Source organism: Stenotrophomonas rhizophila, from assembly GCF_003751305.1.
In the GTDB taxonomy this organism is placed as follows: domain Bacteria; phylum Pseudomonadota; class Gammaproteobacteria; order Xanthomonadales; family Xanthomonadaceae; genus Stenotrophomonas; species Stenotrophomonas rhizophila_B.
This window is the reverse complement of sequence record NZ_RJKV01000001.1, coordinates 943,767-956,072: the sequence shown is the minus strand read 5'-3', so window position 1 is coordinate 956,072 and position 12,306 is coordinate 943,767. Positions and strand designations below refer to the sequence as shown.

Sequence of the window (12,306 nt, the reverse complement as noted above, 5' to 3'; positions counted from 1 at the left end):
GTTCGCCTTCTCATAGCCGGTAGCCAATGAGCCTGCATCCCAAACTCCATGCCATCACCGAGCGCATCGTCCAGCGCAGCGTCGCCTCCCGCGCCGCCTACCTGGCCGGTGTCGACGCGGCACTGCGCGACGGTCCGTTCCGTTCGCGCCTGAGCTGCGGCAACCTCGCCCACGGGTTCGCCGCGTGCGGCCCGACCGACAAGTCGCGCCTGCGCGGCGGCGTGACGCCCAACCTGGGCATCATCACCGCGTACAACGACATGCTCTCGGCGCATCAGCCGTTCGAGCACTACCCGGAGATCCTGCGCGAGACCGCGCGGGAACTCGGTGCGACCGCACAGGTTGCCGGTGGCGTGCCGGCGATGTGCGACGGCGTCACCCAGGGCCGCGGCGGCATGGAACTGTCGCTGTTCTCGCGTGATGTCATCGCCCAGTCGACCGCTATCGGCCTGAGCCATGACATGTTCGACGCCAGTGTCTACCTCGGCGTCTGCGACAAGATCGTGCCCGGCCTGCTGATCGGCGCGCTGGCCTTCGGTCACCTGCCGGCGATCTTCCTGCCGGCCGGCCCGATGACCCCGGGCATCCCGAACAAGCAGAAGGCCGAAGTGCGCGAGCGCTATGCGGCCGGCCAGGCGACCCGCGAGGAACTGCTGGAAGCCGAAGCCGCTTCGTACCATGGCGCCGGCACCTGCACCTTCTACGGCACCGCCAATTCCAACCAGACCCTGCTCGAGGCGATGGGCGTGCAGATGCCGGGCGCCTCGTTCGTCAATCCGGATACGCCGCTGCGCGATGCACTGACCCGCCACGCGGCAGTACGCGCACTGGAAATCAGTGCCCTGGGCGACGACTTCCGTCCGCTCGGCCGCCTGATCGACGAGCGCGCGATCGTCAACGCGGTGGTCACCCTGATGGCCACCGGCGGCTCGACCAACCACACCATCCACTGGATCGCAGTAGCGCGTGCGGCCGGCATCGTGCTGACCTGGGACGACATGGACCAGCTCTCGCAGCTGATCCCGTTGCTGGCCCGGGTCTATCCGAACGGCGAAGCCGACGTGAACCGCTTCGCCGCGGCCGGCGGCACCGCGTTCGTGTTCCGCGAGCTGATGGAGGCCGGCCTGATGCATGCCGACCTGCAGACCGTGGCCGAAGGCGGCATGCACCAGTACGGCCAGGAGCCGGCACTGCGCGACGGCAAGCTGACCTACATCGATGGCGTGCGCGAGAGTGCCGATCCGGATGTGGTGCGCGGCGTGGCCAATCCGTTCGAGTCGCAGGGCGGCCTGCGCCTGCTGCGCGGCAACCTCGGCCGTTCGCTGATCAAGCTGTCGGCGGTGAAGCCGGAGTTCCGCACGATCGAGGCACCGGCGGTGGTCGTCGATGCGCCGCAGGTGCTGAACAAGCTGCACGCCGCCGGTGTACTGCCGCACGATTTCGTGGCGGTGGTCCGTTACCAGGGCCCGCGCTCCAATGGCATGCCGGAGCTGCATTCGCTGGCGCCGCTGCTGGGCCTGCTGCAGAACCAGGGCCGTCGCGTGGCGCTGGTCACCGATGGTCGTCTGTCAGGTGCGTCGGGCAAGTTCCCGGCGGCGATCCATATGACGCCGGAAGCCTCGCGTGGCGGTCCGCTGGCACGGGTGCGCGAGGGCGACATCATCCGTCTGGATGGTGAGGCCGGCACGCTGGAGCTGTTGGTGGATGCGGCGGAGTTCGCGGCACGTGAGCCGGCGCCCAACACCGCGCCGGCGGCGCATGATCTGGGCCGCAATCTGTTCGCGATGAGCCGCCGCCTGGTGGGTCCGGCCGATCAGGGCGCGATGTCGATTTCGTGCGGGCCGGCGGCCGATGACGGCAGCATCTGGAATTACGATGCGGAATATGAGCTTGGGCACGATGCGGCGGCGGCGGATGCGCCGCATGAGGCGAAAGACGCCTGAGCTGACGCAGCGGTGGGATTCCTTGGCCAGGGCAGCGGATAGCCCTGGCCGGGACGCGCCGTAAACCCATCCATGGGGGCTCGTGAGCGGCATCCATGCCGCACAACGGTCCCGGCCAGGGCTATCCGCTGCCCTTGGACACATTTCGGCGCGTCAGTGGCGTCGTACTTTTTGATAGAAGGATTGGAAACGCATGAGCATCGCCGAACATCAGAAACGCGCTGAAACCCTGTTGAAGGCTGCCGGCATTCTGCCGGTGGTGACCGTGCATACGCTGGATCAGGCCCGTGCGGTCAGTGCGGCGTTGTTGGAGGGCGGGCTGCCGGCGATCGAGCTGACGCTGCGTACGCCGGTGGCGATGGACGCGCTCGCCATGCTCAAGCGCGAGCTGCCGGACGTGGTGGTGGGTGCGGGCACGGTGTTGACCGTGGCGCAGATGCAGCAGTCGATCGATGCGGGTGCGGATTTCCTGGTCACGCCGGGTACGCCGGCGCATATGGCCGATGCGTTGGCGCAGGCACCGCTGCCGGTGGTGCCGGGCGCGGCCTCGCCGACGGAAATGCTGGCGCTGTATGCGCGCGGCTTCCGGGTCTGCAAGTTGTTCCCGGCCTCGGCCGTGGGCGGGCTGGCGATGATCAAGGGTCTGGCCGGTCCGATTCCGGACCTGAAACTGTGCCCGACCGGCGGCATCACCGAAGACACGGCAGCCGAGTATCTGGAGCAGAAGAACGTGGTCTGCATCGGCGGTTCGTGGATGGTGCCGGGCGGTTGGATCGAGCGCGGTGAGTGGGACAAGGTGCGCGAGAGTGCGGCCCAGGCCGCGAAGATCGTGGCGCGGGTGCGCGCGCACTGAACGAAAACGCCCGGGCATGCCCGGGCGTTTTTTTTGTCGGCCATCGCGTGCGCGGATTACATCGGGCGTGCCGGATTCACCAGGCCATACTGGCTGGCCATGCGCGCCAGCGCGATGTTGTCGTTGATGCCCATCTTCTCGAACAGGCGGGCCTTGTGCGTGTTGACGGTTTTCGCACTCAGGCTCAGGCGCTTGGCGATGTCTTCCTGGCGCAGGCCCTGGGTGAGCAGCAGCGCCACTTCCAGTTCGCGTGGGGACAGGGTGTCGAACGGCGAATGGTTGCCTTCCACGTTCGACAACGCCAGGTTCTGCGCGATGCTGTTGCCCAGGTAACGGCGGCCGAGTGCGGCATCACGCACCGCGCGCAGCAGTTCCTGTGCATCGCAGGCCTTGCCGATGTAACCGGACGCGCCGGCTTCGAGCAGGCGCTTGGGCATCGGGCCATCTTCAAGCACGGAGACGATCACCACGCGGGTGCCGTGATCGCCACGGACCACGCGCTCGGTGACTTCCATGCCACTCACGCCCGGCAGGTGCAGATCGCACAGCACGACGTCGGGCCGCAGGCGGCGGATATCCGGCAGCGCATCTTCACCGCTCTCCGCCTCACCGACTACCTCGATGTCGGTCTCGTTGGAGAGGATCATCTTCATGCCCGTACGCACCAGAGCATGATCGTCCACCAGATACACTCGAATCGTCATCCGCCAACCTCGTCAAACACTGTGAACGGGGGCAAGCCTAGCCGCGGGATGTGTCGATCACAAGGAACCGGGTTCCCCATCATCGCGTTCTGGTCCGCGCATCACAGACATGCTGTCCTGCCCCTCCCCCTGCGCCTCTCATCCTAGCCTGTTCCAAAGGGACAGCCTATCGATGCGGCCGGCCTTCATGCCGTTTTCGGCCAGTTTACCGCCGTAATGCCCTCAGTGGCGGTGCCGCCACGGATGCCGGCGGCGGAACATGACCAGGAAGCACCCTACCACCCACACCAGGGCAGCACACCAGCCGGCCAGGATGTCGGAGGGGTAATGCACCCCCAGGTACATGCGCGAGACGCTCACCAGGACCGCAAAGGTAAGTGCGGCAAGGGCCACCGGCCAGCGCCAGCGGGTGTTCCAGGCCAACAGCATCAGCGTGACGGCCAAGGTCATCGAGCCCATCGCGTGGCCGCTGGGGAAGCTGAAGGTGCTTTCCGGGGCGATGGACTCCCACAGGCTGGGCCGGTCGCGCTGGAAGAAGCGCTTGCTGCCCAGGTTCAACAGGGCCGAGCCGGCAAAGCAGATCGCGACGAAACTGGCCTCGCGCCAGCGTCTGCGCCAGGCAAGCAGGCCCACGATCAGCACGTCGGCCGGAATCAGGAACCACTCGTAGCCCAGCTTGGACAGCAGCACGAAGAAGCGGTCCAGGCCCGGCGAATGCAGCGCGTGCAGCTTCCACAACAACAGGTCGTCGAAGTAGATCGCCTCCAGCTCGTGCACTTCATCGGCCAGGGCCACGAAGCCCGCCAACGGCAGCAGCACGCCCACGAACAGCAGCACGAAGCGCCATGCGTTGCGGCCCATCCAGTGGCGGACGCCGGCGGCCGGCTCCGGCGCGGCCAGCACCGCCGGCTTATCCAACGCGTCGGACATAGGTGCGTTCGACGTACTCATCGATCAGCGTGACGAAGTCCTGGGCAATGTTCTCGCCGCGCAGGGTGACCGTCTTCTCGCCATCCACGAACACCGGCGCGGCCGGCGTTTCACCCGTGCCCGGCAGCGAGATGCCGATGTTGGCATGGCGCGATTCGCCCGGCCCGTTGACGATGCAGCCCATGACCGCCAGGGTCATGTTCTCCGCACCCGGGTGGCTCACCTTCCAGACCGGCATTTTCTCGCGCACGTGGTTCTGCACGACCTTGGCCAGCTCCTGGAAGAACTCCGAGGTGGTCCGGCCGCAGCCAGGACAGGCCGTGACCAGCGGCGTGAAGGCCCGCTGCCCGGTGGTCTGCAGCAGCTCCTGCGCAACGATCACTTCGGCCGTGCGCGACTGGCCCGGTTCGGGGGTCAGCGAAATACGGATGGTGTCGCCGATACCCTCCTGCAGCAGCACCGCCAGCGCCGCCGAGGAGGCGACGATGCCCTTGCTGCCGATGCCGGCTTCGGTCAGGCCCAGGTGGAGGGCGAAATCCGAGCGCTGGGCCAGGTCGCGGTACACCGCGATCAGCTCCTGCACGCCACTGACCTTGGCCGACAGCACGATGCGGTCGCGCGGCAGGCCCAGCTCCACGGCGGTCTCCGCCGAATCCAGTGCCGAGCGGATCAGCGCTTCACGCAGCACCCGACCGGCATCCCACGGCTGCGCGAGCTTGCTGTTCTCGTCCATCAGGCGCGCGGCCAGGGACTGGTCCAGCGAGCCCCAGTTGGCACCGATGCGGACCGGCTTGTTGTAGCGGATCGCAAACTCGATCAGCTGCGCGAACTGGGTGTCTTTCTTCTTGCCGAAGCCGACGTTGCCCGGATTGATCCGGTACTTGGCCAGGGCCTCGGCGCAGGCCGGTTCCTGGGTCAGCAACTGATGGCCGTTGTAATGGAAGTCGCCGATCAGGGGGACATCGATCCCCATCATCTGCAGCTTTTCCACGATCCGCGGGATGGCCGCGGCCGACTCGGGATTGTTGACGGTCAACCGCACCATCTCCGAGCCCGCACGCCACAGTTCAGCGACCTGCTTCACGCTGGAGGCGACATCGGCGGTGTCGGTGTTGGTCATGGACTGCACCACCACGGGATGGCCCCCACCCACGACCACGCCACCGATACGGACGGGCTGGGTCTGGCGGCGGGCCCACACGGCGGAGTCGGCGGGTTGGGTCGGTCGGGTCACGGCGTCATGCATCCGCCTATTTTAGCGCGCCCAGCGTGCGGGTAGGTGTCCACCGTTGCTTGGCACTCATGTTCAGTGCCGCCCTCGCACCGCCCACCCCGGATGCGGCCTATTGTCGCAGGCAGCTCCTGCCCGGAGCGCATACGATGTGCGGACATGACCGGTACCGACGCCCCCTTTCTCCGCACCCTGTGCAGCCTGCGCTGGCTGGCCGTGGCCGGCCAGGCCGCTACCATCCTGGTCGCTACCTGGGTGCTGGGCCTGGCGCTGCCGCAGCTGCCGCTCTGGGCTGGCGTCGCTGCGCTGACCCTGTTCAACCTGTACGCGCAGCTGCGCGTGCAGGACCCGGACACCGCCCCGGTGACGGCCTTCGGCCACATCCTGGTGGATGTCATCGTGTTGACCTGGATGGTCGGCTGGAGTGGTGGCATCGCCAATCCGTTCGGCTCGCTGTTCCTGATCCTGATCGCACTGGCCGCGCTCGCCCTGCCCCTGCGCTGGACCCTCGCCGTGGCGGCCGCCTGCCTGATCGGCTATGCGGCAAGCGGCGTGTTCGGCCTGCCGCTGCCGAGCGGCTATTTCACCGGCGCGCAGATGCAGCAGTGGGGCGTGGTCTGCAACTTCCTGCTGTCGGCCACGGTGGTGCTCGTGTTCGCAACGCGGCTGGCGATCGCCCTGCGCCAGCGCGAACACGAGCTGGCCATGCTGCGCGAACGCTTCGTGCGCAACGAGGGCATCGTCGCGCTGGCCACCCACGCCGCCTCGGTGGCGCATGAACTCAATACCCCGCTGGCAACCATGACCCTGCTCGCCGACGATATCGCCGACCAGACTGAAAGCAGCGAGGTCCGCGATGACGTGGAAACCCTGCGCGAGCTGCTGGTGCAGTGCCGGGAGCGCGTGCTCGCCCTCGCCCGCCCGGCCGCCGGCGACGCCCCCGGCCGCGATGCGGTGACGTTGCCGCAGGTGCTGGAACAATGGCGGCTGGTGCGTCCGACCATCGCGCTGAAGCGCAATGAGGACGCCCCGCTCACCCTGCCGCTGGACCCGGGTATCGGGCACCTGCTGATGGTGCTGCTCAACAATGCCGCCGACGCCGGCGAGAAAGCCGACCGCCCACAGGTGGATCTGTCGCTGCGTATCGAAGGCGATGACCTGATCGGCGAAGTGCGCGATTACGGCCACGGCTTCGATGCCCGCCAGGCTGTACTGCCCGGCACCTTGTTCAACAGTGGCAAGACCGACGGCATGGGCGTGGGCCTGGCCCTGTCCCACGCCACCATCGAACGCTTGGACGGCGAGCTGTGGATGCGCCCGGCCAATGGCGCCGGCACGCGCGTCGGCTTCCGCCTGCCCTTGTCCCCACGGGAGACTTCCGCATGACCGCTTTCACCCCCACGCCCGGCCAGGCCAGCCATGGCCTGCTGGTCGACGACGACGAACTGTACCTGCGCACGCTGCAGCGCAGCCTGGCCCGCAAAGGGTTGGAAACCGTCACCGCCAGCGACACCGCATCAGCCCTGCTGCTGGCCCGGCAGCAGCCGCCGGCCTACGCGCTGATCGACCTCAAGCTCGGTACCGAATCCGGCCTTGCGCTGATCCAGCCGCTGCGCGCCCTGCGCGAAGACATGCGGATCCTGCTGGTGACCGGCTATGCCAGCATCGCCACCGCGGTGGAAGCGATCAAGCTTGGCGCCGATGACTACCTGCCCAAGCCGGCCACGGTGCCGATGATCCTGCGCGCGCTCGGCGAGGAAGACGATGGCCCGGCCGATGATGGTGACATGGAGCCACCGGATGCGATGACTCCGATCAGCAGGCTGCAGTGGGAACACATCCAGCAGGCGATGCATGAGACCGGCGGCAACGTGTCCGCCGCGGCGCGGCTGCTCGGCATGCACCGCCGCTCGCTGCAGCGCAAGCTGGCCAAGCGGCCCAGCCCGGAGCGTGATCCAAGCCGGTGAAGCATCATTCGCACCACGCGGCATGAGGCAGAAACGGCGACCCGAAGGTCGCCGTTTTGGTTTGCCGCATGCAGCTGATCGCGGTTACCAGAACACCGTGTACAACGCGATCAGAATCGCGATCACCGCCGCACCGCCGATGTTGAAACTCATCGGCGTGGCGTAGCGCACGTCATCGGTACGGATCAGATCCTGCCCGGTACGCGCCGGCTTCCACAGCGAGATCAGCACGGCCAGCACCAGCGCCAGCAGGAACACCAGGCCGACACGGTCGATGAACGGCAGCGACGGCCACGCCAGCTTCAGCACGATCGACAAGGCGAACGACCCGATCGCCGCCGCCAGTGCACCGGCTTCGCTGGCCTTCTTCCAGAACAGGCCCAGCAGGAAGATCACCGTGATGCCCGGGGTGAAGAAGCCGGTGAATTCCTGGATGTACTGGAATCCCTGGTCGAAGCTGCCCAGCAAGGGGCGCGCCGTGGCGATCGCCACCAGCACCGCCACCGTTGCGGCGATGCGGCCCACGCGCACCAGCGTGGTCTGGCTGCTCTGCGGGCGTGCCTTGGCGTAGAAATCCAGGGTGAAGATGGTCGCCACCGAATTGATCTTCGACGCCAGCGACGCCACGATCGCGGCCACCAGCGCGGCGAAGACGAGGCCGAGGATGCCGCTGGGCAACAGGCTCATCATCGCCGGGTAGGCACGGTCCGGCTTGCCCAGATCCGGCGCCAGCACCACCGCCGCGATGCCCGGCACCACGACCACCAGCGGCACCAACAGCTTCAGGAAGGCCGCGAACAGCACACCCTTCTGCGCTTCGCCGATGTCCTTGGCCGCCAGCGCGCGCTGGATGATGTACTGGTTGAAGCCCCAGTAGCTCAGATTCATGATCCACAGCCCGCCGATCAGCACGCTCAGACCCGGCAGGTCTTTGTAGAACGGGTTGTCCGGGTGCAGGATCATCTGGAAGTGCTCCGGATGCTGATCCCACAGTTTCTGGAAGCCGCCGAGGATGCCGGCCTCGCCCCCCACCGCATTGAGGGTCAGCGCGGTCACCAGCAGACCCCCGAGGATCAGCAGCGAGACCTGCACGATGTCCGTCAGCGCCACTGCCTTCAGCCCACCGTACAACTGGTAGAGCAGCGCGAACACGCCGATCAGCACCAGCGCCAGCATCTGGTCCATGCCGGTGACCTCGGTCACCGCGATCGAGCCCAGCCACAGGATCGAGGTCAGGTTGACGAAGACGTACAGCCCCAACCAGAACACCGCCATCAGCGTGCGGATGCGGTTGCCGTACCGCTGCTGCAGGAATTGCGGCATCGTGTAGATGCCGTTGCGCAGGAAGATCGGCAGGAAGTACTTGCCGACGATCAGCAGGGTGAGCGCTGCCATCCATTCGTAGGACGCGATGGCCAGGCCGATCGCATAGCCGGAGCCGGACATGCCGATGATCTGCTCGGCCGAGATGTTGGCCGCGATCAGCGAGGCACCGATGGCCCACCACGGCAGCGAGCGCCCGGCCAGAAAGTAGTCTTCGGCACTTTTGCTGTGCCCGGCCTTCTCGCGCGAGACCCATTGCGCCAGCACGAAGATGCCGGCCAGGTACACCAGCACGATTGCCACATCGAGTGTTGCCAATCCCACGTCATGCTCCTTATGCAACATTGCACCGTCCCGCGCGCCGGCAAACGCAGCGCGCGGTGGCGATCAGTCCCTGCCGCGGCGGCAGGAGCCCGTGTGGCTTCATCGGGTCGCGCAGGCGACCACGGTCTTGGCGTCGTTGCCGGTGCCCAGCGCGATCCGCGACACCGACAGGTCCAGCGCGTGGGAAGACTCCAGCACCGGCAGGCGCTCGATCTTCGACAGGTCCGCGCCGGCCGTGGCGAAACACTTCAACGGCACGCCGATCGTCTGCCATTCGCCCTCGGCGATGCCGCCCAGCGTGGGGGCCAGATCGACCCTGCCTTCGCAGCCCTGGCCGCAGCCGATCGCCAGCCCCACCGGCCCGGCGATCGCGCCGCTCCGGCGCACGGTCAGCAGCAGCTGCACATCGCCATTGCTTTCGCGGGTGAGGTCCAGCGACCGCGTGGACAGCAGCGCCATGTTCGCCTTGCCACTGCCCGACCACTGCAGGCGACGCGCATCTTCCTGCGCCTTGTGATCGATCGCCGACACCTTGAGGCTGGCATCGCTGAGCACGGCCGGGAACGTCACTGCCGGCAGTTCCGACTGTTTGACCCCGCTCAGGCGCATGGCCAGACCGGCGGTCGGCTTGCCTTTGTTGAAGTACACACCGGCATCGCCCTGCTCACCGGTGATGCCCGAGACCTCCGGCAGTGCGGCGAGGTTGCCGTTGTCGGCATAGTGCAGGCCGAAGCCGAAGGCGAACTGCGGGTCGTAGTCCTTCTGGCCGACGTTGTTCTGGTACTGCACGGCGGTGCGCGGCCAGGAGAAGCTGAGCGTTCCCTTGAAGTCGTGCTGCACGCTGCCGTCGGGCCTGCGCAGCAGCACATCGGCGATGCCTGCCCCTTCCGAGCCCGGCAGCCATGCTGCAACGAAGGCATCGGACGCATTGATCTCGCGGTTCACCCACAGCGGGCGGCCGCTGAGGAACAGCGTGACCACCTTGATGCCCTCGCTCCTGAGCCGCTTGATCAACTGCAGATCGCTGTCATCGCCCGGCTTGTAGGCCAGCGTGGCGATGTCGCCCTGGAACTCGGCGTACGGGTTCTCGCCCACCACCACCACCGCGACATCCGGCTTGGTGCGGTACCTGCCGTCGATCGCCAGCTCGGCACTGCCACCGGCGGCGGTGACCTGCTGCTTCAGCCCATCCCAGATGCTGTCCGCATTCGGGTAATCGGAACGCTTGGTGCCGGTGCCCTGCCAATTGAGCGTCCAGCCACCGGACTGCTTGCCCAGATCATCGGCACCGTCACCGGCGACCAGCACGCGCTGCTTCGGCGCCAGCGGCAGGACGCCGTCCTGGTTCTTCAGCAGCACCAGCGATTCGCGTACCGCCTGGCGCGCGATCGCGCGATGTTCGGGCGCGCCGAGCAGCTCGAACTTGCCACCGAGCGGGCGCGTGGACGGCTTGCCGGCCTCGAACAGGCCCAGCCGCAGCTTGACCCGCAGGATGCGACGCACCGCTTCATCCAGGCGCGCCATGCTGATCACGCCAGACTTCACCGCAGCGACATTGCTCTCATAGATGCCCTTCCAGCTGTCGGGCGCCATCAGCATGTCCACGCCGGCATTGAACGAGGCCGGGCAGTTGTCGTTGGTGCAGCCGGCCACTTTGCCGTGGCCGTTCCAGTCGCCGACCACGAAGCCGCCGAAGTGCATGCGCCCCTTTAACACGTCGGTCAGCATCGGCTTGTGGCCGTGCATGGAGACGCCATTGAAGCTGTTGAACGAGGCCATCACGGTCTGCGCACCGGCCTGGATGGCGGGCGGATACCCGGCGGCGTGCACGTCGCGCATCACCGCTTCGCTGACCTGGGTGTCACCCTGGTCCTTGCCGTGCGTGGTGCCACCGTCGCCGGCGTAATGCTTGACCGAGGCGATCACGTGGTGGCCATCGAGGAAGCCCGGCTGGCCCGGCACGCCCTGCAGGCCTTCCACGACCTTGCCGGCGAAGCTGGCCACCACCTCCGGCGATTCAGAATAGCCTTCGTAGGTGCGGCCCCAGCGATCATCCTGCGGCACCGCCACGGTGGGTGCGAAGGTCCACTCCATGCCGGTGGTACGCGTTTCGACCGCGGTGACCTGGCCGATCTGGCGCATCAGGTCGGGATTGCGGGTCGCGCCCAGACCGATGTTGTGCGGGAACAGCGTGGCGCCGACGATGTTGCTCTGGCCGTGCACCGCATCGATACCGAAGATGATCGGGATGCCGGGGCCGCCGCTGGCGGGATCCATCGAGGCCGCGTAGTAGGCATCGGCAAGCTTCAGCCACGCCGAGGGCGGCGCATCGTACTTGCCATCCGGATCCGAGTTGCCGCCGGCCAGCACCGAGCCGATGTGATACCGGCGCACGTCATCGGGGGTCATGCTGGCGATGTCGCCCTGCACGGTCTGCCCGACTTTCTGCTCCACGCTCATGCCCGCCATCAGCGCATCGATGCGCTTCTCCAGCGCCGGGTCGTCGGCCAGCGGCCAGGTCAGTTCCGGCCAGTCCTGCGGGTGGATGGCGTTGGCATCGGCCTCAGCAGCCGGCGCCGGAGCCTGCGCGGTCGTGGCCGGCGTGTCGCCGCCGCAGCCGGCCAGCAGCAACACCGTGGCCGAGGTGGCCAGCGCAAGGGCGTGGCGGATCGACCGCCGGTTGGAACGAAGCGAAAGCAACGGCATGTACCCTCCCAGGTATTGCACAGGCAGCAGACGGATGGCACGACTCCCCGCGCCATGACGGCCTACCTTTGGCGTTGCGGGCCACGCTGTCAATCCACCGCGCGGCTATGCCGTCGGCGCAGGCTGGTATGGGATTGGGCTATAGCCAAAACCGATGGCCCACCCTGCAATCACGGCGGTTTACGGCATACCTGGGCCGAGTGGCACGGCAATCCGTGTTGCGCTGCAGTATCCCCTGCCGCGTGTACTGCGCAGAACGCGATGCGATCCGGCGGCCACAACGCAGAACCGCCGGACAGGCCGGCGGTTCGTGATGGCACGGCAT

Annotated in this window: 9 protein-coding genes; 4 read left to right on the top strand and 5 right to left on the bottom strand. The window is 67.2% G+C overall.

Annotated elements, in window-relative coordinates:
* Positions 1-26 precede the first annotated feature (26 nt).
* Together edd and EDF74_RS04450 are read left to right on the top strand one after the other, a co-directional pair.
* On the top strand, positions 27-1,943 hold the full coding sequence (gene edd, locus EDF74_RS04455; protein WP_123728960.1) for a phosphogluconate dehydratase: 1,917 nt from the start codon (positions 27-29) through the stop codon (positions 1,941-1,943).
* Between the two features lie 193 nt (positions 1,944-2,136).
* On the top strand, positions 2,137-2,796 hold the full coding sequence (locus EDF74_RS04450) for a bifunctional 4-hydroxy-2-oxoglutarate aldolase/2-dehydro-3-deoxy-phosphogluconate aldolase (RefSeq protein ID WP_123728959.1): 660 nt from the start codon (positions 2,137-2,139) through the stop codon (positions 2,794-2,796).
* A gap of 56 nt (positions 2,797-2,852) precedes the next feature.
* Here EDF74_RS04450 and EDF74_RS04445 read toward each other — a convergent pair whose 3' ends face one another.
* The 3 genes from EDF74_RS04445 to ispG all read right to left on the bottom strand — a co-directional run bounded on the left by EDF74_RS04445 (position 2,853) and on the right by ispG (position 5,676).
* The gene (locus tag EDF74_RS04445) at positions 2,853-3,500 is read right to left on the bottom strand and encodes a response regulator (RefSeq protein WP_123728958.1); all 648 of its coding nucleotides are present in this window, start codon (positions 3,498-3,500) and stop codon (positions 2,853-2,855) included.
* 222 nt (positions 3,501-3,722) lie between these two features.
* Positions 3,723-4,430, bottom strand: a complete 708-nt coding sequence (locus EDF74_RS04440) for a phosphatase PAP2 family protein (protein WP_123728957.1) — start codon at positions 4,428-4,430, stop codon at positions 3,723-3,725.
* Entirely contained in the window at positions 4,411-5,676 is a 1,266-nt protein-coding gene (gene ispG, locus EDF74_RS04435) for a flavodoxin-dependent (E)-4-hydroxy-3-methylbut-2-enyl-diphosphate synthase (RefSeq protein ID WP_123728956.1), read from the bottom strand. Before ispG ends, EDF74_RS04440 begins: the two co-directional genes overlap by 20 nt.
* 144 nt (positions 5,677-5,820) lie before the next feature.
* On the opposite strand from ispG, the gene EDF74_RS04430 reads away from it, so the two are divergent.
* Together EDF74_RS04430 and EDF74_RS04425 are read left to right on the top strand one after the other, a co-directional pair.
* Positions 5,821-7,047: an ATP-binding protein gene (locus EDF74_RS04430; protein ID WP_123728955.1), complete on the top strand. Its 1,227-nt coding sequence runs from the start codon at positions 5,821-5,823 to the stop codon at positions 7,045-7,047.
* Positions 7,044-7,628, top strand: a complete 585-nt coding sequence (locus EDF74_RS04425; protein WP_123728954.1) for a response regulator transcription factor — start codon at positions 7,044-7,046, stop codon at positions 7,626-7,628. The genes EDF74_RS04430 and EDF74_RS04425 overlap by 4 nt, the downstream gene beginning before the upstream one ends.
* Before the next feature lie 84 nt (positions 7,629-7,712).
* Here EDF74_RS04425 and EDF74_RS04420 read toward each other — a convergent pair whose 3' ends face one another.
* Both EDF74_RS04420 and EDF74_RS04415 read right to left on the bottom strand, forming a co-directional pair.
* On the bottom strand, positions 7,713-9,275 hold the full coding sequence (locus EDF74_RS04420; RefSeq protein ID WP_123728953.1) for a sodium/sugar symporter: 1,563 nt from the start codon (positions 9,273-9,275) through the stop codon (positions 7,713-7,715).
* A 99-nt stretch (positions 9,276-9,374) separates the two neighbouring features.
* Entirely contained in the window at positions 9,375-11,981 is a 2,607-nt protein-coding gene (locus EDF74_RS04415) for a glycoside hydrolase family 3 protein (protein WP_123728952.1), read from the bottom strand.
* Positions 11,982-12,306 lie beyond the last annotated feature (325 nt).

Excerpts from the sequence above, each read along its gene's own strand:
- EDF74_RS04450 (WP_123728959.1), top strand. The coding sequence starts at position 2,137 with ATGAGCATCGCCGAACATCAGAAACGCGCTGAAACCCTGTTGAAGGCT.
- EDF74_RS04415 (WP_123728952.1), bottom strand. The coding sequence starts at position 11,981 with ATGCCGTTGCTTTCGCTTCGTTCCAACCGGCGGTCGATCCGCCACGCC.
- EDF74_RS04430 (WP_123728955.1), top strand. The coding sequence starts at position 5,821 with ATGACCGGTACCGACGCCCCCTTTCTCCGCACCCTGTGCAGCCTGCGC.
- EDF74_RS04440 (WP_123728957.1), bottom strand. The coding sequence starts at position 4,430 with ATGTCCGACGCGTTGGATAAGCCGGCGGTGCTGGCCGCGCCGGAGCCG.
- EDF74_RS04445 (WP_123728958.1), bottom strand. The coding sequence starts at position 3,500 with ATGACGATTCGAGTGTATCTGGTGGACGATCATGCTCTGGTGCGTACG.
- edd (WP_123728960.1), top strand. The coding sequence starts at position 27 with ATGAGCCTGCATCCCAAACTCCATGCCATCACCGAGCGCATCGTCCAG.
- ispG (WP_123728956.1), bottom strand. The coding sequence starts at position 5,676 with ATGCATGACGCCGTGACCCGACCGACCCAACCCGCCGACTCCGCCGTG.
- EDF74_RS04425 (WP_123728954.1), top strand. The coding sequence starts at position 7,044 with ATGACCGCTTTCACCCCCACGCCCGGCCAGGCCAGCCATGGCCTGCTG.